The sequence below is a fragment of the Novosphingobium profundi genome, from assembly GCF_018491765.1.
In the GTDB taxonomy this organism is placed as follows: domain Bacteria; phylum Pseudomonadota; class Alphaproteobacteria; order Sphingomonadales; family Sphingomonadaceae; genus Novosphingobium; species Novosphingobium profundi.
This window is the reverse complement of sequence record NZ_JABWCU010000001.1, coordinates 60,014-84,382: the sequence shown is the minus strand read 5'-3', so window position 1 is coordinate 84,382 and position 24,369 is coordinate 60,014. Positions and strand designations below refer to the sequence as shown.

Annotated in this window: 20 protein-coding genes and 1 other RNA gene; 6 read left to right on the top strand and 15 right to left on the bottom strand. The window is 64.8% G+C overall.

All coding sequences use genetic code 11. The features are described 5' to 3' along the window. Positions 1-46 precede the first annotated feature (46 nt). The 3 genes from HT136_RS00385 to HT136_RS00375 form a co-directional block, all read right to left on the bottom strand. Positions 47-637, bottom strand: a complete 591-nt coding sequence (locus tag HT136_RS00385; RefSeq protein ID WP_214196653.1) for a twin-arginine translocation pathway signal protein — start codon at positions 635-637, stop codon at positions 47-49. Between the two features lie 125 nt (positions 638-762). Further along, a complete protein-coding gene (locus HT136_RS00380) occupies positions 763-2,061 on the bottom strand; it encodes a polysaccharide pyruvyl transferase family protein (protein WP_214196652.1) in 1,299 nt (432 codons plus the stop codon). Positions 2,062-2,170: 109 nt separating this feature from the next. After that, complete coding sequence (locus HT136_RS00375; protein WP_214196651.1) at positions 2,171-3,037, bottom strand: sulfotransferase family protein; 867 nt, start codon at positions 3,035-3,037, stop codon at positions 2,171-2,173. A 407-nt stretch (positions 3,038-3,444) separates the two neighbouring features. On the opposite strand from HT136_RS00375, the gene HT136_RS00370 reads away from it, so the two are divergent. Then, on the top strand, positions 3,445-4,188 hold the full coding sequence (locus HT136_RS00370) for a 7-carboxy-7-deazaguanine synthase QueE (RefSeq protein ID WP_214196650.1): 744 nt from the start codon (positions 3,445-3,447) through the stop codon (positions 4,186-4,188). Between the two features lie 39 nt (positions 4,189-4,227). Continuing rightward, entirely contained in the window at positions 4,228-5,643 is a 1,416-nt protein-coding gene (locus tag HT136_RS00365; protein WP_214196649.1) for an MATE family efflux transporter, read from the top strand. Between the two features lie 18 nt (positions 5,644-5,661). On the opposite strand, the gene HT136_RS00360 is transcribed toward HT136_RS00365, so the two are convergent. The 6 genes from HT136_RS00360 to HT136_RS00335 all read right to left on the bottom strand — a co-directional run bounded on the left by HT136_RS00360 (position 5,662) and on the right by HT136_RS00335 (position 12,467). Further along, positions 5,662-7,341, bottom strand: coding sequence for an ATP-binding protein (locus HT136_RS00360; RefSeq protein WP_425516868.1), 1,680 nt, complete (start codon positions 7,339-7,341; stop codon positions 5,662-5,664). A gap of 136 nt (positions 7,342-7,477) precedes the next feature. Continuing rightward, a complete protein-coding gene (locus tag HT136_RS00355) occupies positions 7,478-8,242 on the bottom strand; it encodes a TIGR02186 family protein (RefSeq protein ID WP_214196647.1) in 765 nt (254 codons plus the stop codon). Further along, complete coding sequence (locus tag HT136_RS00350) at positions 8,239-9,153, bottom strand: sulfite exporter TauE/SafE family protein (protein ID WP_214196646.1); 915 nt, start codon at positions 9,151-9,153, stop codon at positions 8,239-8,241. Before HT136_RS00350 ends, HT136_RS00355 begins: the two co-directional genes overlap by 4 nt. A gap of 61 nt (positions 9,154-9,214) precedes the next feature. Then, positions 9,215-10,423 (bottom strand): hypothetical protein, encoded by a 1,209-nt coding sequence (locus tag HT136_RS00345; RefSeq protein ID WP_214196645.1) that lies wholly within the window; start codon positions 10,421-10,423, stop codon positions 9,215-9,217. Next, on the bottom strand, positions 10,423-11,829 hold the full coding sequence (locus HT136_RS00340; protein ID WP_343222066.1) for a glycosyl transferase family protein: 1,407 nt from the start codon (positions 11,827-11,829) through the stop codon (positions 10,423-10,425). The genes HT136_RS00345 and HT136_RS00340 overlap by 1 nt, the downstream gene beginning before the upstream one ends. Positions 11,830-12,035: 206 nt before the next feature. After that, entirely contained in the window at positions 12,036-12,467 is a 432-nt protein-coding gene (locus HT136_RS00335) for a VOC family protein (protein ID WP_214196644.1), read from the bottom strand. A 302-nt stretch (positions 12,468-12,769) separates the two neighbouring features. Here HT136_RS00335 and HT136_RS00330 point away from each other — a divergent pair, with 302 nt between their 5' ends. Beyond that, complete coding sequence (locus tag HT136_RS00330; RefSeq protein ID WP_214196643.1) at positions 12,770-13,576, top strand: metallophosphoesterase; 807 nt, start codon at positions 12,770-12,772, stop codon at positions 13,574-13,576. Positions 13,577-13,593: 17 nt separating this feature from the next. Here the strand turns inward: HT136_RS00330 and rnpB are convergent. The 4 genes from rnpB to HT136_RS00310 all read right to left on the bottom strand — a co-directional run bounded on the left by rnpB (position 13,594) and on the right by HT136_RS00310 (position 15,957). After that, positions 13,594-14,057, bottom strand: an RNA gene (rnpB, locus tag HT136_RS00325) — RNase P RNA component class A. A 9-nt stretch (positions 14,058-14,066) separates the two neighbouring features. After that, entirely contained in the window at positions 14,067-14,771 is a 705-nt protein-coding gene (locus HT136_RS00320) for an N-acetylmuramoyl-L-alanine amidase (RefSeq protein WP_214196642.1), read from the bottom strand. A gap of 42 nt (positions 14,772-14,813) precedes the next feature. Further along, positions 14,814-15,470, bottom strand: coding sequence for a histidine phosphotransferase family protein (locus HT136_RS00315; protein ID WP_214196641.1), 657 nt, complete (start codon positions 15,468-15,470; stop codon positions 14,814-14,816). A gap of 85 nt (positions 15,471-15,555) precedes the next feature. After that, the gene (locus HT136_RS00310; RefSeq protein WP_214196640.1) at positions 15,556-15,957 is read right to left on the bottom strand and encodes a M67 family metallopeptidase; all 402 of its coding nucleotides are present in this window, start codon (positions 15,955-15,957) and stop codon (positions 15,556-15,558) included. Positions 15,958-15,975: 18 nt separating this feature from the next. Here HT136_RS00310 and HT136_RS00305 point away from each other — a divergent pair, with 18 nt between their 5' ends. The 3 genes from HT136_RS00305 to mtgA all read left to right on the top strand — a co-directional run bounded on the left by HT136_RS00305 (position 15,976) and on the right by mtgA (position 18,768). Further along, on the top strand, positions 15,976-16,920 hold the full coding sequence (locus HT136_RS00305) for an RluA family pseudouridine synthase (RefSeq protein WP_214196639.1): 945 nt from the start codon (positions 15,976-15,978) through the stop codon (positions 16,918-16,920). A 100-nt stretch (positions 16,921-17,020) separates the two neighbouring features. Further along, a complete protein-coding gene (gene rpoH / locus HT136_RS00300) occupies positions 17,021-17,926 on the top strand; it encodes an RNA polymerase sigma factor RpoH (protein WP_343222065.1) in 906 nt (301 codons plus the stop codon). Between the two features lie 179 nt (positions 17,927-18,105). Further along, the gene (gene mtgA, locus HT136_RS00295) at positions 18,106-18,768 is read left to right on the top strand and encodes a monofunctional biosynthetic peptidoglycan transglycosylase (RefSeq protein WP_214196638.1); all 663 of its coding nucleotides are present in this window, start codon (positions 18,106-18,108) and stop codon (positions 18,766-18,768) included. Positions 18,769-18,868: 100 nt separating this feature from the next. On the opposite strand, the gene HT136_RS00290 is transcribed toward mtgA, so the two are convergent. Continuing rightward, positions 18,869-21,355 carry a TonB-dependent receptor gene (locus tag HT136_RS00290; RefSeq protein WP_214196637.1) on the bottom strand — a complete coding sequence of 829 codons (2,487 nt, stop codon included), beginning with the start codon at positions 21,353-21,355 and terminating at the stop codon, positions 18,869-18,871. A gap of 367 nt (positions 21,356-21,722) precedes the next feature. After that, positions 21,723-24,248: a TonB-dependent receptor gene (locus tag HT136_RS00285; RefSeq protein ID WP_214196636.1), complete on the bottom strand. Its 2,526-nt coding sequence runs from the start codon at positions 24,246-24,248 to the stop codon at positions 21,723-21,725. Positions 24,249-24,369 lie beyond the last annotated feature (121 nt).

The window sequence follows — 24,369 nt, the reverse complement described above, 5'->3', positions numbered from 1 at the left end:
TGCCCTCACCGATTTGGGGAGCCCGAGGGCGATGGCCCTCGGAAACCTACTTCGCTTCCTGCAGCGCGTCCCAGGCCGCCCAGTCGATCGAGCGCCCCGGATAGGCGACTTTGGCAAACGGCCATTCCTTCGCCATCCACGCCTGCACGAAGGCATAGAGTTCGTCCTCGAACCCGGCCTCATACTCGTCCTTGGTGACCCACAGCCGCACCTCCGCGTCGTAGCCCGCGACCTTGCTCGGGCGCACGTAGACACAGCCGCGCTCGCGCGTGCCGTCGGGGGTGAGCACCGAATAGGCGAACGAGTCACGGCGGCGAAAGCGCGCCTGTTCGGTCTCCATGTCCACCAGCGCCTCGGCATCGGTGATCCCCGCGTGCGGCCAGGCGGTGCTGCGCGTGAAAGTCTTCTGCAGGTGCTCGACCGAGGACATGTAGGCTTCGTAGTCGATCCGGGCGAGCTGCGGTCCCAGCGGCACGAGGCGGAAGTCCTTGCCCGCCGCCTGCGTCGGCACCGCGAAATCGGCCGGGACGAAGGAGGCGGGCGCATGCGAATGGTGTGCGGGCGCCTCAGCCTGCCCTGCCCCCGCCAGGCTCCCCAAGGCCAGTGCGAGAGCCATTCCGGCGATCTTCGATGTCATTGCAACGCTCCCCGGGGCGCACCGCGCGCCCCACCGACGTGGTGGCAGGAGCCGACCTCGCACGCAAGCCACGCGCGCGAACCGCGGCAAGGGTGGGACATCCGCCTGGGGGACTTATGGCGGACTTACATCGTGGACAGATCACGAAGCGGGGCGGGCCATACCGGGCCGCGGCGCCGCGGTACCGGCTCCAATTCCACGCAGTCCTCGCCCCTGAGGCACGCGAGGGCATCGGACACGACGGAGCTCTCCTGAACGATATCCAGACACTGGATGATGCGCCGCGATTCCGCTTCGTACACCTGGCCCATCCGGTCGATCTTCTCGAGAATGCCCGCGATATTCGGGTCCTTGATATCGAACACGTAATCCTGCTGCTCGAAATGCTCGGCCAGATCCTGATACTTGCTCGCCCAGCCCAGGATGACCGCCGGAACGCCGCTGCGATAGGCAAACACGACCGAGTGATAGCGCGAGGCGACCACATATTTGAACCGGCTTATGATTTCGATGAGCTGCGGGCTGGAGTATTCGCCCGAAATGATCCGAACGCGCTCCGGAAATTTGACCATGGCGACAAGTTCCTCGACGTACCGGGCATCCGCCGTCGACGAATTCAAGATGTGGACCTTCTCGCCGTTGCCGACCAGTCGGTTCACGATATCGGCGTACAACCTCAGCACCGCGCCAGGATCGCCCACCCTGAAGACGTTGGCGTTCAGGATGAAGCCGACCGAGCCTTTCGCGGGATAGGAAACCTGCGCAGCCATGGACGGGGCATGGATATCGTGGGTGGCGGGGAAGAACCTCTCCCGGATGACCATGTCCGCCGACAGCTCGACGTTCTTCAGCCCCAGACCCGCCAGGCTGGCATAGCCCTCCTTCTCCCGGACATATATCTTCCGGCAATACGCCAGCTCCTCCCGGATCTGGTCGTTGAAACGGGCGTCGTCGGCCTCGCCCCAGTCGAATGGGCCGAAGCTTTGCGGCATCAACAGGATATCCTTGCGGTACCGCCTGGCCGTTCGAATGGTGTCCAGCAGCAGCTCCCCGGCCTCTTTGTCCCAGCCCGAACCCAGCGTGTACCCACTGGCATCGAAAATGGCGTCGGCTTCCCGCAAAGCGCGCGTCATCACGGGCACCACCCCCAACCATTTCCGATTGTTCCGGAACAGCCCCAGGAGATAGGTCATCACGTGGTGCAGCCCCGGAATTCGGTCCAGCCGGTATTTGAACAGGAAACGGGTATAGGCATCGTACGGCAAGAGCGTGAACGCGTATTGCTCGGGGTTATCGTACTTGTTGGCGAACCCGACCACCTCGCAATCGCGGAAATTGGCCTTGAGAGCGTAATACAGGGACAAGAACATGGCCTGGGAGCCCTTGTTGCGCATCTGTATGCCGGTAATGATAAACTTAGGCATCCACGCAGCTCCCAGGAATGGCCATTTTACGGATCGCAAAGGCCGTTTTCGATTTTCAGTAGCGCAAGGCCCACGATGGCCCTGAAATCCGGTTCGCGCCGACGTCACGTCACAGACATGCGATCTCGTCGACCGGGCATGCGCCCGCCTGCAAGGGCACGTACCAACGCTGCAGCGATTGGCCGCTCATTCGCTCCAGCGCCTCGATCGACGGGCGGTAATAGTCACTGAGGCGCTGCCGCAAGTCCTGCGTCAATTGCGGATACCTGGGCTTGCGCGCGAACACGCCGCGCACCGCCTCGAAAGCCGGATTGCCGCGCATGGGCTCCACGATCGGGGTCATCCACCCCAGGTTCCTGCGCAATACGGCAGGCACGATCGGAGCTTCCTTGTCCTTGACCTTCGCGTGCCCCGCCTCAGCGAACGGACGCCGCGGCAAGCCAAGATGGTCCCGCACCTGCGAGATCTGTCCGTGCGGGTCCTGCGCCACGCCCTCGAAGAACAGCAAGAGCAGCTTCTCGCGACCGAAATGGTCGATGTAGGACTGCAAGTGCGAGGCGAAGGTGCCCGAACCCAGAAGCTGAACATTCTCGCTCAGCGCGGGATCGAGATAGGACTCGATCTGCGCACCGACCTGCCCCCGCCGAAACAACATGCAGTAGCTTGAATAGGCCCGCTCCACCGGGTTGCGCAGCTGCGCGATCAGTCGGACCTGCGGTGCGTCCCGGTGAAGCCGGCCGGCTGCATCGGGCGAGTACAGATAGGAATTCGATTTCTCGCCGACGGTCTTGCCCCGCGCCTCTTCGCCGAATTGCGAAAGATACCAGTCGCCCCCCCGCCCGTACTCGCGCGAGAAATAATGCAACTCGGCGTCCGGCATGTAGACGGCCGGATCCGACTGAAGCTGTCGTTGCAGCCAGGTCGTCGCCGATTTCGCAGCCCCGATGATGACGAAATCGATGTCGTCGAAACGCATGGACTGGTGCCGCCTTCATTTCACCATTCATGACGTTGAAATATCGCACATCCCGTCGGGCCGATAGCTAGCCAACGGTATATCATCCAGGTGAATGGATCACGACCACCTGTCTCTCGAATGGGTTCCTTCCGGGCTTGCGCGAAGCTCCTATCGCGCGCGCATAATCCCTGGTTCGGTCTATTGCCCGGTTCCTTGCGCCGACTTTTGGAGGGGACTGCGCCCCTGGCCCCACTCTCGCGAACGAAACCATTTTCCCGGGCCCACCAAACCTGACACACTCGGCGCTATGGCCTACGTGAACCCGATTTTGCTTGCAATGCGGCGCGAAAGCGCCTTTTGGGCGCCGCGGACACGGCCATCCGCGGACCGTGTCGACCTGACGGCAACCGACTAAGCGCGCAACCATGCTCACTCTCGCCACCACCACCCCGGGAGAACCGGAGATCTTCGCCTCGCTGCAGGGCGAGGGCGCGAGCGTGGGCAAGCCGAGCACTTTCGTGCGCCTCTCGCGCTGCAATCTCGCGTGCCACTGGTGCGACACCGCCTACACCTGGCGCTTCACCGGTGACAACCGTCCCCACACCGACGGGCTCGACTTCGAGCGCGGCGCGAACCAGGTCACGTTGGAGGAAGCCGAAGTCGCCGATCGCGTCGCCGCGCTAACGCCCGAACGGCTCGTGCTGACGGGCGGCGAGCCGCTGCTGCAAGGCGGCGCACTCGCGCGCATGGTCGCCGCGCTGAAATCGCTGCGCCCCTCCATGCACGTCGAAATCGAAACCAACGGTACCGTCGCGCCGCATCCGCGGCTCGATCCGCTGGTCCACCAGTTCAACGTCAGCCCCAAGCTCGCGCACAGCGGCAATCCGGCCGAGCTCGCGCTCCTTCCCGAGCGCCTCGCCGCCTATGCCCGCGACCCGCGCGCCTACTTCAAGTTCGTGATCGCCGAGCGATCAGATCTCGAGGAAGTGCTTGGCCTCGTCCAGGCCCACGACATGGTGCCCGCGCGGGTCTTTCTCATGCCGGAAGGACGCGACAGCGCGACGCTGCGGGAACGGTCGCGCTGGCTGGGGGACCTATGCGCCGCGCACGGGTTCAATTTCACCGACCGTCTTCACATTCACCTGTGGGGCGATACACGGGGTACCTGAGCCCGCACCGGCAGGGTGCCGGGGCTCGATGGGGGACATATGAACGAAGCATCGCCGATACCCGAGGGCGAATGGGAACCGGGCGAGGAAGCCAGCCACAGAGCGATGCAGGGTGACCTCACCAAGGGGCCGATCCTGAAGACGCTGATGCTCTTCTCGATCCCGATGCTGCTCTCGAACGTGCTCCAGACCCTCAACGGCTCGGTCAACGCGATCTGGGTCGGGCGCCTCATCGGCGAGAGCGCGCTGGCGGCCACGGCCAATGCCAACGTCATCATGTTCCTGCTTTTCGCCGCCGTGTTCGGCTTCTCGATGGCAACGACGGTGCGCGTGGGGCAGAGCTTCGGCGCGCGCGACGTGGTGGGCGCGCGGCGCACGTTCGGCTCGGGCGTCGGCTTCTGCACCGTAGTCGCCGCCCTGACGGGCCTCGCCGGCTGGTTCTTCGCCGAACCCCTGCTCAACGCGATGAGCACGCCGGCCGAGAGCAAGCTTCAGGCGCTCACGTACTTGCGGGTCATCTTCATCACCCTGCCATTCGGCTCGGTTTCGATGATGGTCTCGATGGGCATGCGCGGTGCGGGCGATTCGCGCACACCGCTCTACGCCATGATCATGGCAGTCTGCCTCGATATCGGCCTCAACCCGCTGTTCATCATGGGTGGCGGCCCGATCCCTTCGATGGGCATTGCCGGATCGGCCATCGCCACCGCGATCGCCAATCTGGGCGGGCTCGTCTTCCAGGTCTGGCGCATCTACAGCCAGGACCTGCCGATGCGCCTGCGCGGCCCCGAGCTGGATTTCCTGCGTCCGCGCCGCGACGAGCTGTCCTACATCGTCACCAAGGGCCTGCCGATGGGCGCGCAGATGCTGCTGGTCTCCTCCGCGGGCCTCATCATGATCGGGCTCGTCAACCAGCTCGGGCTCAACGCCTCGGCCGCCTACGGTGCCTCGCTCCAGCTTTGGAACTACCTGCAGATGCCCGCCTTCGCGATGGGCACTGCAGTCAGCGCGATGGTTGCCCAGGCGATCGGCGCGGGCGACCACAAGCGCGTGGACCAGGTCGCCAACGTCGGCATGATCGCCAACCTCGCGCTGACCACGGCGATGGCAGCGGTAATCGTCGGCTTCGATCGCCCGCTGCTCTCGCTGTTCCTGGGCTGGGACAGCCCGGCCATGCCGATCGCCGAGCACATCCAGCTGATCTGCACCGCCTCGTTCGTGATCGTCTCGGTGACGATGATCATTCAGGGCACGCTGCGCGCCTATGGCATCGTGATCGCGCCGCTGGTGATCATGTTCCTGGGGCTCTACCCGGGCCGCCTGGGCTTCTACTACCTGCTCCATCCGGCGCTTGCGGGTGACGCGGTCTGGTGGTCGTTCCCGTTCGGCTCGGTGGTGACGGTCGGCCTGACGCTCGCCTACTACCGCCTCGCCAACTGGCGCGCGAGCCGCTGACAGGGATCGCAGGGGCGCTCAGCGCCCCTGCGAACGCCAGCGCTGGACGGTGCGGGTGAGCATGTCTTCCTCGCCGCCCGACTGGCTCCACAAGTCGGTAAAGGAGGGGTCCGCCGAAGCCGGACGCTTGTATTCCTCAAGGTCGTCGAAGCGCACGCGCATCGGGATCGCGGTGCCCTCGCCGCAGATGATGCATTCGCGGTTGCGCAGCGCGGGAATCGAATCGAGGAAGCCGCGTGCACCTTCGGGCATCGCGGCGCGCACGAAGGCCTGATCGCGCTCGTTGTTGAGGCGCATCGAGATGATCGTGCCGCACTGCGAGAGCACGCCCTCGGCAAGATCGGACGGGCGCTGGGTGATGAGGCCCAGCGAAATGCCGTACTTGCGCCCTTCCTTGGCAATGCGCGAGAGGATGCGTCCGACCGAGGAACCGTCGGCGTTTCTCTCGTTGGGCACGTACCGGTGCGCCTCCTCGCAGACAAGGAGGATCGGGCGGGTCTTCTCCTCGCGCGCCCAGACCCCGAAATCGAAGACCAGACGCGAGAGCACCGCGACGACCGTGCTGGTGATCTCGGTGGGAACGCCCGAGACGTCGATGATCGAGATCGGGCGCCCGCGCGAGGGCAGGCGGAAGATCTTGCCGATGAAGTCGACCATGGTGTCGCCCACCAGCATGCCTGAAAACATGAACTGGTAGCGCGGGTCGGTCTTCAATTCGTCGAGGCGGTTCTTGATGCGCATGTAGGGCGCGCTGGAGTGGCCCTTGTCGAGCTTGCCCATCGCGTTGTTGAGGACGTTGGACAAGTCGGACAGCAAATAGGGGATCGGCGAATCGACCGTGATCTTGCCCATCTGCTCGGCCAGCCGGTTGCGCGAACGCGCCTCGAGCAGCGCGCGTGCGAGCACCTCGGAATCGAGTTGGCGATCATCTCCGCGCGTGCTCAGGAGAATCTCGCAGTGCTCCTCGAAGTTCATCAGCCAATAGGGCATCTGCAGGTTCGAGACGTCGAGGATGACCCCGGTGTTGCGGAAGGCCGAAGCGTATTCGCCGTGCGGGTCGACCATGATGATGTGGCCTTCGGGCGCGTGCTCGCAGATCCGGTGCAGCATCAGCGCGGCGCTCGTCGACTTGCCGGTGCCGGTCGAGCCGAGCAGCGCAAAGTGCTTGCCGAGCAGCGCATCGACGTAGAGCCCGGCGCGGATATCCTTGGTCGGAAAGACCTTGCCCACCGAAATGCTCGCGCGCCCGTCGCTGGCGTAGATTTGCTGGAGGTCCTGGCTGGTCGCCGGATAGACCAGCGCGCCCGGGATCGGATAGGAGGTGACGCCGCGGCGAAAGCCGTGGATGCGCCCGGTCAGCCGCTCTTCCTCGCCCTCGCCGAGGAAATCGACTTCGGCGATGATGCCGCGCCCGAAGCCTTCACCCATCTCCTGCTTCTGGGCGCGCACGCTCGCGAGCAGCCAGCCGTTGCCGACGCGCACCTTGACCTGGCTGCCGACCTGCCCCGAGATCGCGACCGAAGGATCGAGTTCGGCCGAGATCGCGGTCAGGCGTTCGAGATCGAACGCGATACGGCTGCCCGATCCGCTGATCTCGATGACCGCACCGATTGGATCATGCGCCGCGCTGCCTTGGCCCGCCGACTGCCCTGCCGCCGGCCCATCACCTCGAGGAGCCCCGAAACCATCCATCTTCATCTGATTCATTGCGCACCGAAAGCTGCTGCCGGTCGAAACCCGTTCTCCGACTTCAGCCTAGGAGGTCTGCCGTTAATTTAAGACTAAGGCGCGCGCCTTGGCGCCAGGCATCTTGCAATTGGAATCGGAGGGAAATTCAGACCAGTGCAAAGAGGCGGCCGGCAAGCCAGCCCATGCCCACCGAGACGAAGACCGCGAGCAGGCCATAAGCGAACCCGTAGTTCTCCGAGAAGTTCGCGATCGCCCTGTCGACCCCGAGCTTGCGCACTTCAACCTCACTGCTGGCCGAGGCCACCACCCGGCCATCGGTGATGGCGAAAGTCTCGGCAACGTACTTTCCCGTGGGCACTTGCGAGGGCAGGCGGATGCGCGCCTGGTAGAGCACTTGTTCGCTGACGGAGACCCCGCCCTCGTCCTCGCGGTAGAGCCCGGCATCGCGATTACGCTCGACGAGACCGGCGGCGAAGCGAACCTGTTCCTCCGGATCGATCGCACCGATCGGCGAGAGTTGCAGCCACTTGAGGCCAAGCTCGTAGATCGCCGCTGTCTTGTCGTCGACGATGTCCGCGATCGGCCGGGTCGAGGCGACCGCGTAGTACGAGGGCGCCGAGCGGAATTCGGTGCTCGCCGCGTTGACCCAGATGCCCGCCATCTTCTGCTTCTCGCGCAGCACGATCGACTGCGTAGGTCCCTTCAGGACGACGACGATGTCGTAGTCCTTGGCCGCGCGCGAACCATCGGGCGTCAGCAAGGCGCCGAAAAGCAGCAGATCAGTGCCGTTGAAGCCCTGCTGAAGGTCGATCTCGTGCTGCGAGACCTCGGGCACGAGAATGGGATCGCGCGCGCCGCCCAGGACAACGATCGCGGCAAGGGCGAGAAGGCACGAAAGCGCGCCCTTCACAGCGGCGCTACCGTGTAGATGTCGTCGGGAATATAGGTCAGCCCGAAGGCCATGCGCAGCGCAACCATCAGCACGATGATCGCCAGCACGAGGCGCAGCTTCACCGGGCTCGACTTCTGCGCGAACTGCGAGCCGACTTGCGCGCCGGTGACCGAGCCGAACAGCAGCATCGAGGCGAGCACGATGTCCACCGCCTGGGTGGTCATCGCGTGCATCATGGTCGTCGCGATAGTGGTGAACAGGATCTGCCACAGGCTCGTCCCCACCACGACATTCGCGCTCATGCCCAGGATGTAGAGCATCGCCGGCACCAGGATGAAGCCGCCGCCAATGCCCATCAGCATCGTCAGGATACCCACGCAGCAGCCCAGCAGCAGCGGAGCGAAGGGCGAGATGTAGAGGCCCGAGCGGTAGAAGCGCCAGCGCATCGGCAGGCTGGCGATGATCGGGTGGTGGCGCCGCTTCCTGGCGGCGATCTTCACTCCGCTGCGCTCGGCGCGGATCGCCTGGATGCTCTCCTTGGCCATCAGCCCGCCGATCGAGCCGAGCAGGGCGACGTAGAGGATGGAAATGACCGTATCGATCTGGCCGATCCGCTCGAGCAGGCGGAACAGGAGTGCGCCGATGCCGGTGCCCACGATGCCCCCCGCGACCATGACGGTGCCCATCTTGTAGTCGACCCCGCCGCGCCGCGACTGGAAGAACACGCCCGAAACGCTCGCCCCGGTCACCTGGCTGGCCGCCGAAGCGGCCGCGACCGTGGGCGGAATGCCATAGAAGATCATCAGCGGCGTCGTCAGAAATCCGCCGCCCACGCCGAACATGCCCGAGAGAATGCCGGTAATGGCCCCCAGGCCCACGATGACCAGTCCGTTGACCGACAGGTTCGCAATGGGAAGATAGACGTCCATGCCAGCCTTCTCGCTACCGCAGCATGGCGCCCGTGAAAAGCCGGTAATGGCCTGCTGCGTATCAGAAACCTGCGGACAGCGTCAGCGCCGGCCCCGAACCGGGCGCGGCATCGCCCGCAACGCGCAGGCGCCAGTCGAGCGCCAGTCGGCCGAAATAGCGCTTGCCGAGTGGACCTGCCAGCACCATCGAGGGGCCCGCGTCGAGGCGCGCCGCCCCCTTCTGCGCGCCGCCCCAGACACCGCCGCCGAGACGCGCGTCGAACGGCCCCAACCGCGCGAACCCGCGATCGAGCCGAATCTGACCATCCCCGAACGCAGTCGCATAACGCCCGGCGACATAGCCCGCCTGACCATAGATTTCCGCGCGGACGCCCTCGACGACCTCGAAGGGCGGCAATTCGCTCGTCACGAGGGCGGCGGGCTGGACGCGATTGCCCCCCAGGCCATTGGTGAGACGCCCCTCGACCATCGCGCTGAGAGGAACGCGAGGCAAGGGCCGGACCGCGAATCCAAGGGCTGCCGCGCTCTCTTGGACCTCGCCAAGCGCGGCGGTCGTGCGCATGTAGCCGGTCGGACGGTGCCCGCTGGACGGCCGCAGTCGATAGCGAAGCACCGCTCCGGCCTGACTGCCGCCATACGTCGAAGGCAATGTACCCGACCCGCTGACCGCCCCCTCGCCGCTGCGCACCAGCGCCCAAGCATCGGCCGACCAGCGCCGGGGACGCACTTGGGGCGCTTGCGGATCATACGCCGTGCTCGCGGGCGTGGCACCTGTTCCGGAAGCCGCTCCAGCGCCGCGCGGCGCAGGTGCGAAGCCCGCAGGCATGACCTCGCCCAGATCGAAGCCGGATGTTCCCGGTGCAAGGTAGAAATCGGCTGGCCCTCCCCTTGCCGGGTCTCCGACGCCGCGCGGGGGCAATTCCGGATAGGGGCCGGACGCCCCGCGCCCCCGATTGTCGAGCAGCGCGGCCAAGAGGCGGATCAGCTCGGATGCGCTTGCACGCGGCAAGTCCTCCAGTGCTTCGCTGCGCCCCCGCCATCCATCGGCCTCGCCCAGAGACGCGTAAGATTGCGGGCCATCGACCGAGAAATCGCTTTGCCCCCGGTCGGATACAGGCAAGGCCTTGTAGGAGCGCGGCAGGTACGCCGCGGATTGCAGCGGAACGTGCAGGAGCGATACCGGATCAAGCGTCGCCACACGTCCGCCGAGCCATCCGGCGAGCACGGCCACGAATGCCACCAAAGGCTGCCCGCGCATGCGCTCGGGCATCAGGTTGCCTCGCTCGTGATGACCGGGTGCGCGCGGTGCGAAGTCTTGTCCCACACCAGCCCCGACCCTCTCAAGCTGCGCACGTAGGCGGTGATCGCCCGGCGACCGGCGAGTATGGCAATGAGATTGGCGACGGGAATGCGCAGGACAGCGAAAGCCCCTTCGCGAAGGCCGTACTCGCTGGCGGTGAACGCAAAGCGCTGCGCCGTGCGCCAGGAGAAAGCGAGGATGCACAGAACAAGCAAAGGCTGCAGGATCGGCGGCGCTGGCTCGCGCGCATGGAGGCCGGCAAACTCGGCCGCGCCCAAGGCGAGTTCCACCGCCAGCAGGCCATAAGAACAGGCCAGCACGAAGGCCGACAGCGGTCCGCGCCGGTCCCGCAGCACCATCCACCAATCCCGCAGCCGACTGTCCCAGCCCAGTCGATCCCAACCCTGGAAGGCAATTCCGAGTATCCAGCGGGACTTCTGGCGCACCGACGATTCCAGGGTGCCCGGGAAATAGGCGCGCGTCGCCACCAGTTCGCCACCGGCGTCGCGCACGCGCAGGAAACGCGAACGCCCGCCTTGGCGCTGAACCAGAAGCCCGAGCTCGTAGTCCTCGGTCAGGCACTCGCCGGCGAAGGGACCGCCCAGGCTCTGGCCGGAGCGCATGCGCGCGATGCGCTCGATCATCGCGCGCGAGAAGGCGCAGCCGACGCCGGCAGCCGGAATGCCGACACCCAGCGCATCGCGCACGACGAGGGCCTTGGCGTGCGCCTCGGTGAATTCGTCGCAGTAGTGGCCGCCGATCCAGCGCGAGGTCCGCTGCGGCTCGGGCCGCACCGGCAACTGCACGTAATCGGCCTGTATCAGCGCGCGGTCGAAGACGGCCAGTTCGGCCGGATGGACCATGTCTTCCGAATCGTGAAGGACCAGGAACGCGAAACGTCCCGCACCGCGCCGCTCGTCGAGGCACAGTGCGGCGTAGATACGGTTGAGGCAATCCGCCTTGGTGGTCGGGCCCGCACTCGCATGGATCACCACGCGCACCCGCGGATCCCCGCCGGCAGCGGCCATCGCCGCGCTCACCGTGGTCGGATCGTTGCCGTAGCAGCCGACATACAAGGTGTAATCGCGCTGCCGCCACGCCGCCAGCGCGTGGCGAATGGTATGGCCGATGACGTGCTCTTCCTGCCAGGCCGCGATGAGGATGGCGGCTCTCCCCCGCAGCGGCGCGGCGGCTGCGGGGCGCGTGATCGATTCGTCACGCCCCCGCCCCCTCAGCTTCAGAACGATCCAGACGAGGTCTACCGCAAAGTCATCCAGCGCACCGAGTACAAACCAAAACGCTGAAAACAGCAGCAATTCGCGTTCGATCGACTGGAGGAAGGCGCACCCCCAATGCAGAAATAAAAGTGCCTCCACAGTGCCCCCCAAAAAAATGGGCGCCGTCCACGCCAGGGCGACTCCCCTTTCAGGAACTATGGATTAATGCCTAATCTACATTAAGCCTCTGCACGCGACTAATTGCTATATTGCATAAATTTAATACTTAATTTCACCCGAATGGCGCAGCCAGCGCGCGCCGCAAGGCGTGCCCCGCGCGGCCGGTGCGCGGGGCTCCGAGGGGCCTACCAGCTGCCGCTGTTCGCCATGCTCGCCCACGGCTCGCGCGGCGCGAGACGACCGTTCTGGAGAAGCTCGATCGAGATACCGTCGGGCGTCTTCACGAAGGCCATATGCCCGTCGCGCGGCGGACGGTTGATCGTAATGCCCGCGTCGGCAAGCGTCTGGCAGGTCGCGTAAATGTCTTCCACCTGGAACGCGAGGTGCCCGAAATTGCGCCCACCCTCGTACGTCTCGAACGAACCATCCTCGGCCGGCCAATTGTAGGTCAGCTCCACTTCGGCATCCTCTTGCCCCTTGCAGGCGAGGTAGACCAGCGTGAAGCGCCCCTGCTCGCTCTCGATACGGCGGGTCTCGTCGAGGCCGAGGAGATTGAAGAAAGCGATCGTCGCGTCGGGGTCGGTCACGCGGATCATGGTGTGCAGGTAGCGGGTCACGGTGGACATCCTTTTTGCTGGGGGCATTCGTTGCGAAACCGCAATCGCGCGACCCTTCACGGGCGCACGCAAGCGCAAGCCTCGGCACTGCCCGGATAGCCCTAGCCAATCGCCCCCCCGCAACCAAGACCCGAATTCGCCCCTGTGCCCGTCCGGCCGGGCGAACATGCCTGCCGGGCCCTTAACCTCGCAGCCTGATGAGCCCAGCCGCGCAGATTTGAGCCCAAGTGTTCCCGACATCTGAGGATACGCGTCGTCGCGGACTTGTCGTGAGCCTCTCGCAATCGTATCCAAGGCATCACATGCTAGGAAAACTTCGCAAGCTTTTCGCGGCGCCCAAAGCGGCGAACCAGCCGTCTCTCCCCTACCATGAGAGAGTTTACGCCATTGGCGACATTCACGGGCGCCTGGACCTTTTCGAGGACCTGCTCGCGCAAATCGCACGCGACGAGGCCGGACGGCCGGCCGCGGCGACCACGATCGTCCTGCTCGGCGACCTGATCGACCGGGGCCCCGACAGCGCCGGCGTTCTGGCCCGCGCACGCGCGCTTTCGCGTGAACGCACCGTCGAGATCCTCTCGGGCAACCACGAGGAAATGCTGATGTCCTGCTTCGAGGATGCCAGCACCATGCGCGCCTTCCTGCGCTTTGGCGGGATCGAAACGCTCGCCTCCTACGGCATCTCTCCCGAAACGATCGCCGAACTCGCGGTAGAGGACCTGCAGGTTCTCGCCGCGCAGGCGATACCGGCGGAGGACATCGCCTTCATCCAGGGGTTCAAGAAGCTGGTGCAGAAGGGCGACTACGTCTTCGTCCATGCCGGGCTGCGCCCCGGCGTTCCGATCGAGATGCAACTGGCCAACGACTGCCGCTGGATCCGCGAACCCTTCCTCAGCCATGCCGGGGATTTCGGCGGCTTTGTCGTCCACGGCCACACCATTACGCCCGAACCCGACGAACGCCCCAATCGCATCGGGATCGACACCGGCGCCTATGTCCACGGCATGCTCACCGCGATCGGCATCGAAGGCCAGCAGCGCTGGTTCCTGACCGCAAGCGACGCTTCGGGCGAGGACCAGGGCGAGGCGCTCGACCGCGTCTCGGCCTGACAGGATTTAGGAAAACGTGTGCCGGGGAGCCTGTAAGCCGGGTTCTGTACCTGGCGTGGTCTCCCTCAAGTTTCCTTGAACGAGGGACCTTACGCCGCGGTGGCAGCCATTCCTCTAGGCGTCCCGTTGCCGAGACGCTCAAGCAACCAACCCGGGCTGCCTCGGTCCGAAACCGACCGGCCGTTCGAGACGGCGCGCAGCCCCTATTCGGTCTTGCTCCGAGTGGGGTTTACCCTGCCGCTTACCGTTACCGGCAGCGCGGTGCGCTCTTACCGCACCCTTTCAGCCTTACCTGTTCCCGTCACGGCGCGAACGCAGTGGGGGTCATCGGCGGTTTGCTCTCTGTGGCACTGTCCCTGAACTTCGCGCGGGCCCGAAGGATCGCACTCGTCCGGCGGGCGTTACCCGCCACCCTTGTTTCGTGGAGCCCGGACTTTCCTCGGCATGGCAAAAGCCATGACGCGGCTGCCCGGCTCCCCGGCACGGGCGCTCACCTAGCACGACCGATGTCGCGCTCCAACAGGAGTTCGAACAGGATGCCCCCGATTTCCCCGTCGATCTCTCCATCGATCAGTTCCGGGCGCCAGCGCCGCTGGAAGGCGGTGACCGCCGCGCGGCCATCGGTGATGTCGTAGCCGAAGCGCTCGAGCGCGAGATAGAACTTGCCCGGATTGTCGTAGAACAGGTTCATGCGCGCCTTGGGAATGTCGAGTGCGAGGCCCAGTTCGCCAAGTCGCGCCCAGTCGAACAGCTCGCCCGGATCCTGCTTGCGCGCGGGCGCGATGTCCGAATGGCCCACCACGTTGGCGCGCGGAATGTCGTGGCGATCGAGAATGTCGGCGAGCAGCGGAAGGAGCGCGTCCATCTGCGCCTCGGGAAAGGCGCGGTAGCCCCATTCGTGACCCGGATTGACCAGCTCGATGCCGATCGAGGCCGAATTGACGTCGCTCTCGCCGCGCCAGTACGAACGGCCCGCGTGCCAGGCGCGGTTCTCTTCCGAGACGAGCGACGTGACGATGCCCTCCTCGTCGATCATGTAGTGCGCGGAGACCTCGGCGGCCGGATCGCACATCCGCTCGAGCGCCTCGGCCGCGCTCTTCATGCCGGTGTAGTGCAGCACGACCATGGTGATCGGCCGCTTGCGCGCGTTCCAGTTGGGCGATTGCACGAAGGAATTGACCAGCCACCGGTTCATCGTCGTTCGCGTCTCCTGTCCTTCACGCCATCGGGTTGCCGCTCAGGCTCCGGGGAGGACCGCTCCCAGTATCAGGGCACCCTCGCCCAAGGCAAACTGCATGCGCCCGCCGACCGTCTGCGCCAGCTGGTTGAGCATGGCCGCGGGTGCCGTCCGGCTGGAAAGCTCGGCTTCGGGCAGGGTTCCCTCGAGCGCCTGGCCGACCGAAGGATCGAAGGCGATGCGCGGGCCTGCCGCGCGCACGACCAGCTCGGACGTGCCATCGCCGATCTGCTCGGGACGCAGTTCCACCGCGAGGTCGAGCGTACCGCCGCGCGGCAGCGCCTCGATCCCGAACAGGGCGAAGTTGAGCAAGGTCTTGATCGCGGGCTTGGGCAGGGCATCGGCCGAGATCGCCCAGTTGATCGTGATGCGCGCGTTGTTGGCGACGAGCGCCTCGACCAGCCCCTTCGCCTCGCCCACCGCAACGCGCTCGCCGAAGCCCCCGGCCGCGCCATAGGCCAGACGGAAGAACTTGAGCTTGTCCGCCGAGATCCGCGCGCTCTGTTCAAGCAGCTCGAAACAGCGCTGGCGCATCTCGGGATCGTTCTCGTCCGCCAGCAGCTCGAGCCCGTTGGTAAGCGCCCCCACGGGGCTGAGCAGGTCATGGCAGAGGCGCGAACACAGCAGGCTTGCGAGATCGAGCGAGCTCGTCGTCATGGAGAAATTCTTTCCGTTTTTCTTGTCGTTCCAGCCGGTGCTCCCTCAGGTGGGAACGCTTGCGGCATTTACCAGCCCCCGTCCCTCACACCTCGCGGCACCGCACGGGTTCGAACCCTTCCGCGCGATCGCGCCAGAAAGCAACAACGCCCTCGGCAACGATCGCCCAAATGCGACAATCGCCGGTGGAATGTTCACAATCCGTGACGGACGGCGCCGGTTTTCCCGTAGGGTGCGAGTGGTAGTAGCCCACGACCTGCGGCCCGCCGGCCCGCGCCGCCTTGTGCGCGGCAAACAGGACCATCGGGTCGATCTCGAAACGCACGCGCGGGGTCGCGGCCAGGTTGGCGGCAGGCCGGATCGCATCGATTCGCTCGCCCCCCTCTCCGCGCACGCCCAGAAGGAGCCCGCAGCACTCCTCGGGCGCGGCCAGCGCAGCCTGGCTGTGGAGCAATTCCAGCACCCCCCTTGTCACCTCGACGTCCATCCCCAAATGCTAGCGGCAATGGGGGCAACCGCAAACATCGTCGCAGGGCACATTCCACCGTCGGGTGGACGGCTCGACAAGGCGCTGGCCGACGCCAGCGGCCTCTCGCGCGAGCGCATCAAGGCGCTCCTGGCGCAAGGGTGCATCACGCTCGAGGGCAAGCCGGTCAGCCAGGCCTCGGCCAAGGTCGCGGGCGGCACCGCCTTCGCGATCGAGGTTCCCGAGGCCACGCCCGCCGAGGCGATCGCGCAGGACATTCCGCTCGTCGTGGTCTACGAGGACGAGGAACTCATCGTCATCGACAAGCCCGCCGGCCTCGTCGTCCACCCGGCTGCGGGAAATCCCGACGGTACGCTCGTCAACGCCCTCCTCCACCACTGTCGGGGGCAGCTTTCGGGGATCGGCGGAGTCGCGCGCCCGGGCATCGTCCACCGCATCGACAAGGACACCTCGGGCCTGCTCGTCGTTGCCAAGACCGACCGCGCGCACGAAGGCCTGGCCGTGCAGTTCGCCGACCACTCGATCGAGCGCGCCTACAAGGCGGTGGTGGCCGGACGGCCGATCCCGATGGCGGGCACCGTGCGCGGGGCGATCGGGCGCTCGAGCCACGACCGCAAGAAGATGACGATCGTCGAGGAAGGGCGCGGCAAGCACGCGGTGACCCACTACCGTACGCTTGAGAATTTCGCCTACGCGAGCCTCGTCGAGTGCCGGCTCGAGACCGGTCGGACCCATCAGGTGCGTGTTCACATGTCGTCAATCGGCCACATGCTATTGGGTGATCCTGTTTATGGACGCACACCCAAGGCCATCCGGCCGATTCTCTCCCGACTCGCTTTTTCGCGGCAGGCTTTGCACGCAGCGGAACTTGGCTTCGTCCATCCCGTTACAGGTGAGAACGTCCGTTTCGCGAGCGCCCTGCCCGACGACATGCGGACCCTGATCGACGAATTGCGACTCTGAAATCGGATTTGTGTGCTAGGATTAACAGGTGGCCGCAAGTTAAGATGCCTAGCACAAGGGTCTTAGACCGCGCGCCGACCGAGAAGAAGGACGGATACCAGTGAGCAATACCCAACGTAACCTACCGGCAGTCCCGGCCCTGGGCGGTGAGCAGAGCCTCAACCGCTACCTGGCCGAGATCCGCAAGTTCCCGGTGCTCAAGCCCGAGCAGGAATACATGCTCGCCCAGCGCTACAAGGAGCACGAGGACCCGCAGGCCGCCGCCCAGCTGGTGACCAGCCACCTGCGACTCGTCGCCAAGATCGCGATGGGCTATCGCGGCTATGGCCTGCCCGTCTCCGAACTCATTTCCGAAGGCAACATCGGCCTCATGCAGGGCGTGAAGAAGTTCGAGCCCGACCGTGGTTTCCGACTTGCCACGTATGCGATGTGGTGGATCAAGGCCTCGATTCAAGAGTACATCCTGCGTTCGTGGAGCCTCGTGAAGATGGGCACCACGGCGGCGCAGAAGAAGCTCTTCTTCAACCTTCGCCGGATGAAGAAGAACCTCGACGCGTACGAGGACTCCGATCTCCACCCCGACGACGTGACCAAGATCGCCACGACGCTGGGCGTGTCCGAGCAGGAAGTGGTCAACATGAACCGGCGCATGATGATGGGCGGCGATGCCTCGCTCAACGTCAGCTTGCGCGAGGAAGGCGAAGGCCAGTGGATGGACATCCTGCAGGATGACAAGCCGCTGCAGGACGAGATCGTCGCCGAGGCCGAGGAAAAGACCGTCCGCCACGACATGCTTGTCGAGGCGATGGACCAGCTCAACGACCGCGAGCGCGACATCCTCACCGAACGCCGCCTGTCCGAAGACCCCAAGACGCTCGAGGAACTGAGCCAGGTCTACAACGTCAGCCGCGAACGCGTGCGCCAGATCGAAGTACGCGCCTTCGAGAAGCTGCAAAAGGCGATGAACCGCATCGCCACCGACAAGCAGTTGCTGCCCGCCGGCTGAACGGACCCTCGCCAAGAGCGTCGAACGCGCCGCCCTCGCCCCAGGCGAGAGGCGGCGCTTTTCGTTTCTGCCTATGGCGATGTCCGTGATTGCGGACATCGCCGCGCTTGGCTCTGGCCCTCCGCCCCCGAGGCAGGCTATCTGGCCGGGCACTCATCGCCTACAGGATCGCCTGCCCCATGCGCCTCTTCGCCAAGCTGATACTCGGTTTCATCCTCCTGAGCGTCGGCATCACGCTGCTCTACCGCTTCGTGCCCGTGCCCGTAACGCTGACCATGCTGACCGACGGCAACGGCATCACCAAGGACTGGACCTCGCTCGAGGGCATCAACCGCAACATGGTGGACGCCGCGATCGCGGCCGAAGACAGCAAGTTCTGCTCGCACAACGGGTTCGATACCGACGCGATCGAGAACGCGATGAAGCGCAACGCGGCGGGCGGCCAGCTTCGCGGCGGTTCGACGATCAGCCAGCAGACCGCCAAGAACGTCTTCCTGTGGCAGGGCGAGGGCTGGAGCCGCTATGCGCGCAAGGGCTTCGAAGTCTGGTTCACTTTCCTGATCGAGCACCTGTGGGACAAGCGCCGGATCATGGAAGTCTACCTCAATGTCGCCGAGACGGGCATCGGCACGTATGGCGTGGAGGCGGGGGCGCAGCGCTATTTCGGCACTTCGGCCGCCGATCTCAGCCGCGTTCAGGCCGCCCGCATGGCGGCTGCCCTCCCCAGCCCCAAGACCCGCAGTGTAAAGAGCCCGGGCGGCTTCACCCGCCGCTACGGCAACACCATCGCCGCGCGCATCGGCACGGTGCGCGGCAGCTACGACACCTGCGTCTACGAATGAGGCCGCGCGCCGCAGCGGCGCTCCAACCGCACGTGGACACGAAAAAGGGGAGAGCCGCGCGGCCCTCCCCTTCCTTCTGTGCGACCTTGGCCGAGCTCGGTCAGAACTGGAAGCTGATCGAACCCGAGATCGTGCGACCGGCGCCGATGTAGGCGTAGCTCGTGTCGGTCCGGTCCGGACCGGCATCGTCGAACGAACCGTAGTAGAACTCGTCGAAGAGGTTGACGACGTTGAGCTGGACGAAGGTCTTGTCGCCCATGCCCGCAAACGCCATGTTCAGCCGCGCGTCGAGATTGACCACGGTGTAGGCCGGAACCTTGGCGCCCCAGATCTGGTTGCCGTCGTCGTCAAGGACCGTCTCGTTCTGGTCGTTGTAGTAGCGCGCACCGGTGCGCTTCACGTCGAGGCCCAGCGAGACCGGACCGGCGTTGCCTTCGATGCGGCCGCCGAAGGTGTAGTGCGGAATGCCGCCTTCCATCTTGCCCGAGGTCGCATAGTAACCGCCCGAAGAATCCGCGACGTCGTCGCGAATGCTCGACCACAAGTACGAACCGAATAGGTAGGCCTTCACGTGGCTGTCGGGCTGGACCGCGAAGGTCGCGTCGATGCCGTAACGGTCGACCGTTCCCAGGTTGGTGTAGGTCGAGATCTGGTTCACCGGATCCCACGAGGAAGACAGGCGGTTCGAGAAGATCGTGTACCAGGCGCCGAGGTTGGCCTGGATGATCCCGCTCGAATAGCGCACGCCGAGATCGAAGTTGTTCGAAGTCTCGGGCTTGGCCGACTTCGCGCGCGCGTCGGACTCGTCGTAGTAGAAGGTCTGGTACAGGTTGTCCGTGCCCGGGACCTGCATGCCCATCGAGTAGTTGAAGTAGACGCTGGCTTCGGGCGCGAGGTTGTAGACCAGGCCGAAGGTCGGCAGCACGTGGCTGTAGGTGAACTCGCGCTGGTCACGCCCGCCATAGCTCGAAAGCGTGGCGGCATAGGCGGCCTCGTCGGCGCTGTCGGTGGTGAAGCAGCTGACGTAGCCCGAATTGCTGGTGGTCAGGCAGTTGTTGGTGAGGTTGCGACGGAAGAAGGGCACGCGCACGCCCGCGTTGACGTGCAGCGTGTCATCCAGCCAGTCGCCGGTGTACTCGCCCGAGACCTGGTGCAGGATCGCGTAGGACAGGCGGTCGCGCTTCTGCAGGATGTTGCCGTTGACGTCGGTCAGCGCGCTATCGATGTTGAAATAGTTGGCGCGGCTGCCGTCGGAGTTGATCAGGCCCAGCTCGCCGGTCTGGCGGTGGCGACCGCGATCGTAGGTATAGGCCACGCGCACGCGGTTGTCGGCATCGATGTCGTAGCGCAGCGAGGCGATCACGCCGATGCGGTTGGTGACGGTCTGGCTGGGAGCGGCAATGCGCACCTTGTCCATGGTATCGCCGTCGCCATTGAGATCGACACCGCCAAAATAGGCCGTGCCCCCGATGTAGCCACTGGTGATCGTGTCGCTGTAGGTGCCCTCATAAGCGGTCGCATAGCCGCTGCCGCCGTTGGCCGAGGTATATTGGAAGTAGGGGTCGACGGTCAGGACCATCTTGTCGCTGAGCGTGAAGCGCGAGTTGATGCGGATATTGCCCGTGTTCGACGGGTTGTAACCGTACTCATAGGCGGTGCCGCAAGCATCCGCCGAATCCGCAACGCCGCTGGTGCCGGCTGCGACCTGGCAGCGGGCGACCTGGTAGGAATCGCGCTCGGACTTGTTGAGCGGAATTCCGCCATCCGCGTACGAAGTCGCGGTGCTCATCACCCAGTCGGAGGCGTTGTTGTTGCGGTTGCGGTTGTAGTGACCCGAGACCGAGATGAAATCGCCGTTGTTGCCGAGAGGCTGGTAGACCTTGGCGTTGAACTGGGTCTTGTCGATCTTGCCGTAGTCGCCCCAGAGCGCGTCGTAGGTGTCCTTCGAGGCCGAGAACCAGGCGCGCGTGCCCGAGGAGTTGAGATCGCCCGTGTTGATCAGGCCGAAGATGCGCATCTTGTTCTGCTCGCCGATCGTACCGACCATGCGCGCGCCGAATTCGTGGTCGGGGTCGATCGAGCGGTAGTTGACGGTCGAGCCCGAAGCCGATGCCGTGGGGGAATCGACGTCGGTGGTGCCCAGGTTCACGTTGACCTGCTCGATCAGTTCGGGGTCGAGCTGCTGGTTGGTGTAGAGCGAATAGTTGCCGGTGTCGTTGAGCGGAATTCCGTCGAAAGTCTGCGAGATGCGCGTGTCGTCGAAGCCACGGATCATCAGGCTGCCGCCCGAGGAGCCGTAGGCGTCGTTGTTGGTGAAGCTGACGCCGGGGACGAGGTTGATCGTCTCGTTGATGGTCTGGCCCGGCGTACCACGGCCGATCAGGCTCTGGTCGATGACCTGCTTGGCCTTCGACGTGTCGGGCAGTTCGATTCCGGCGACGCCCTTCTCGGTCTGGCCGGTGACGACGATTTCGCTGTTCTCGAAATCGATCGAACCCGTCGACTGGGCCTGGACGGGGGCGGAGCCAAGCGCGCTGGCAACCGCCAGCGACGCCGCGCCTGCAGCGAAATAGCTGAGCTTTTTCATTAACTAACGACCTCTTTATACGCTCTCGGGGGAGAGAGCGAGATTTCCTGGCGAGCGCTTCCTTGCTCAAGGCAAAGTCGAACCGTCCGCCAACGGTCGTCCTCAATCAGCGGGTCGCACCCCGCTGCGCAGGCGCCCTTAGCCGCTCGTTCATGACAATTTCGAGACGAAGTTTTCGCGCGTACACCAGAGGCGATGCACCTGTGGCAATCGAGCCACAGCGATTTCCGGCTTCGAAATCAGGTCCCCTGGACCAAATTTGCCGCAATTCCGCGCCGAAACGGGTCATCGCGGCGCACAAAAAAGGGAGAGGCCCGCAGGCCCCTCCCTCTTTTCGCTTTTTCCGTCGTGGATCGGTGCGAACCGATCAGAACTGGAAGTTGATCGAAGCCGAAACCGTGCGGCCCGCACCGATGTAGGTGTACGAGGTGGCGGTGTCCGACACGCCCGCATCGTCGAACGAGCCGTAGTAGAACTCGTCGAAGAGGTTGGCGACGTTGAGCTGGACGAAGGTCTTGTCGCCCATGCCAACGAAGCTCATGTCGAGACGCGCGTCGAGGTTGACGACGGTGTAGGCCGGAACCTTGGAGCCCCAGATCTGATCGCCGGAACGCGAGTAGACCGGTGTGTTCAGGCTGTTGTAGTAACGCGAACCGGTACGCTTGGCTTCTACGCCGACCGAAAGCGGCCCCACGTTGCCCTGCACACGACCACCGAAGGTGTAGGACGGCACGCCGCCTTCCATGTTGCCCTTGGTTTCGGCGTAGCCGGTCGCCGAGGTCTGGACGTCGTCGCGGATCTTCGACCAGAGGTACGAACCGAAGACGTAGGCCGTGAAGTGGCTGTCGGGCTGCACCGCGAAAGTACCGTCGATGCCGTAGCGGTCCACCGTACCGAGGTTGGTGTAGGTGGTGATCTGCGAGGTCGGGTCGTACGACGAGGACAGGCGATCCGCGAAGATCGTGTACCAGCCACCCAGGTTCGCCTGGATCATGCCGCTGCGGTAGCGGATGCCGAGGTCGAAGTTGTTCGAGGTCTCGGGGTTCGGCGACTTGGCGCCCGGCTCACCCGGTGCATAGTAGAACGACTGGTAGAGCGCGTCGGTACCCGGAACCTGCAGGCCCATCGAGTAGTTCGCGTAGATGCTCGCTTCGGGCGTGACATTGAAGGTCAGGCCCGCGGTCGGCAGCACGCGGCTGTAGTTGAACACGCGGTGGTCAGGCGCACCATGCGTCGGATGCTCGGCCGCGTAAGCTGCCTGGTCCGCCGTGTCGGTGGTGAAGCAGCTCACCGTGCCCGAGCTCGTCGAGGTGATGCAATTGTTGGTCAGGTTGCGGCGGAAGAAGGGAACGCGCAAACCGGCGTTGAGGTGCAGCGTGTCGTTCGCGAAGTCGCCCGAGTATTCACCCGAGAACTGGTGCAGGATCGCGTAGGACAGGCGGTCGCGCTTCTGCAGGATGTTGCCGTTCACGTCGGTGAGGGCATCGTCCATGTTGAAGTAATGCGCGCGCGTGCCGTCGTCGTTGAGCAGGCCCAGTTCGCCGGTCTGACGGTGGCGGCCGCGGTCGTAGCTGTAGGCCACGCGGAAGCGGTTGCTGTCGTTGAGATCGTAGCGCAGCGAGGCGATCACGCCGATGCGCTGCGTGCGGGTCTGGCTGGGGCCGGCGAGGTTGACGGTATCCATCGTGTCACCGTCACCGTTCAGGTCGACGCCGCCGAAGTAGGCATTCGCATAGCTGCCATCGGTGATGTAGCCGCTCACGACCGAACTGGTGGGGTGCGAACCCAGGACTGCGTCGTTGTAGGCGTATTCATAGGCGCGCACGTAGCCGCTGCCGCCGTTCGCCGAAGTCACCTGGAACGAGGGATCGACGGTCAGGACGAGGCTGTCGCTGAGCGTGAAGCGCGAGTTGATGCGGATGTTGCCCGTGTTCGACGGGTTGTAGCCGTATTCGTAGCTCGTGCCGCAGCTCGAGTAGGTGTCCGCAACGCCGTAGACGCCTTCGGCCCGCTGGCACGGGGTGACACGGTAGGCGTCGCGCTCGTCCTTGTTGAGCGGGATGCCGCCTGCGGTGAACGCCACGTCGTCGCGCAGAGCCCAGTCCGAAGCGTTGTTGTTGCGGTTCCAGTTGTAGTGACCTGCAACCGAGATGAAGTCACCGTTGTCGCCGAGCGGCTGGTAGATCTTGCCGTTGACCTGGGTCTTGTCGATCTTGCCGAAGTGCCCCCACAGCGGGGTATAGGTGTCCTTCGAAGCCGCGAACCACGCACGGGTACCCGAATCGTTCAGGTTACCGGTGTTGATCATCGCGAAGATGCGCATCTTGTCGTTTTCGCCGACCGTGCCGACCATACGCGCGCCGAATTCCTCGTCCGGGTTGATCGAACGGTAGTTCACCGTCGAACCCGAAGCGGCTGCCGTCGGCGAGTCGACGTCGGTGGTGCCGAGGTTGACGTTGACCTGTTCGATCAGCTCGGGGTCAAGCTGCTGGTTGGTGTAGAGCGAGTAGCCACCGGTGTCGTTCAGCGGCAGACCGTCGAAGGTCATCGAGATGCGCGTGTCGTCGAAGCCACGAATCATCAGGTTGCCACCCGAAGAGCCGTAGGCGTCATTGTTGGTGAAGCTGACGCCGGGGATCAGGTTGATCGATTCGCCGACCGACTGGCCGGGCGTGCCGCGGCTGATGAGTTCCTGCGTAACGACCTGCTTGGCCTTCGACGAATCGGGCAGTTCAACGCCCGCAACGTCCGAAGCGCGTGCACCGGTGACGACGATGGCGTCGTTGTCGAAGTCGATCGAGCCGGTCGACTGGGCGAAAGCCGGCATAGCGAGGAATGCAGCACCAACGGCGATCGCGCTCGTCGCGGTGTTGAGAACGGTATGAAACTTCATCTGTGCCCCCTGAGAAGTCAGTCTGGGATGATGCCAATTGCGATGGGAGAGCCACCGCATCGTGCTGCGGCCGCTATGCGCAGTCACATATGACAGCTTTCTGACAGTTGGGAGCCATTTA

Excerpts from the sequence above, each read along its gene's own strand:
- HT136_RS00330 (WP_214196643.1), top strand. The coding sequence starts at position 12,770 with ATGCTAGGAAAACTTCGCAAGCTTTTCGCGGCGCCCAAAGCGGCGAAC.
- HT136_RS00350 (WP_214196646.1), bottom strand. The coding sequence starts at position 9,153 with ATGGACGTCTATCTTCCCATTGCGAACCTGTCGGTCAACGGACTGGTC.
- HT136_RS00370 (WP_214196650.1), top strand. The coding sequence starts at position 3,445 with ATGCTCACTCTCGCCACCACCACCCCGGGAGAACCGGAGATCTTCGCC.
- mtgA (WP_214196638.1), top strand. The coding sequence starts at position 18,106 with ATGCGCCTCTTCGCCAAGCTGATACTCGGTTTCATCCTCCTGAGCGTC.
- HT136_RS00375 (WP_214196651.1), bottom strand. The coding sequence starts at position 3,037 with ATGCGTTTCGACGACATCGATTTCGTCATCATCGGGGCTGCGAAATCG.
- HT136_RS00380 (WP_214196652.1), bottom strand. The coding sequence starts at position 2,061 with ATGCCTAAGTTTATCATTACCGGCATACAGATGCGCAACAAGGGCTCC.
- HT136_RS00285 (WP_214196636.1), bottom strand. The coding sequence starts at position 24,248 with ATGAAGTTTCATACCGTTCTCAACACCGCGACGAGCGCGATCGCCGTT.
- HT136_RS00315 (WP_214196641.1), bottom strand. The coding sequence starts at position 15,470 with ATGACGACGAGCTCGCTCGATCTCGCAAGCCTGCTGTGTTCGCGCCTC.
- HT136_RS00320 (WP_214196642.1), bottom strand. The coding sequence starts at position 14,771 with ATGAACCGGTGGCTGGTCAATTCCTTCGTGCAATCGCCCAACTGGAAC.
- HT136_RS00345 (WP_214196645.1), bottom strand. The coding sequence starts at position 10,423 with ATGCCCGAGCGCATGCGCGGGCAGCCTTTGGTGGCATTCGTGGCCGTG.
- HT136_RS00360 (WP_425516868.1), bottom strand. The coding sequence starts at position 7,341 with ATGAAGATGGATGGTTTCGGGGCTCCTCGAGGTGATGGGCCGGCGGCA.
- HT136_RS00305 (WP_214196639.1), top strand. The coding sequence starts at position 15,976 with ATGGGGGCAACCGCAAACATCGTCGCAGGGCACATTCCACCGTCGGGT.
- HT136_RS00385 (WP_214196653.1), bottom strand. The coding sequence starts at position 637 with ATGACATCGAAGATCGCCGGAATGGCTCTCGCACTGGCCTTGGGGAGC.
- HT136_RS00310 (WP_214196640.1), bottom strand. The coding sequence starts at position 15,957 with ATGGACGTCGAGGTGACAAGGGGGGTGCTGGAATTGCTCCACAGCCAG.
- HT136_RS00290 (WP_214196637.1), bottom strand. The coding sequence starts at position 21,355 with ATGAAAAAGCTCAGCTATTTCGCTGCAGGCGCGGCGTCGCTGGCGGTT.
- HT136_RS00365 (WP_214196649.1), top strand. The coding sequence starts at position 4,228 with ATGAACGAAGCATCGCCGATACCCGAGGGCGAATGGGAACCGGGCGAG.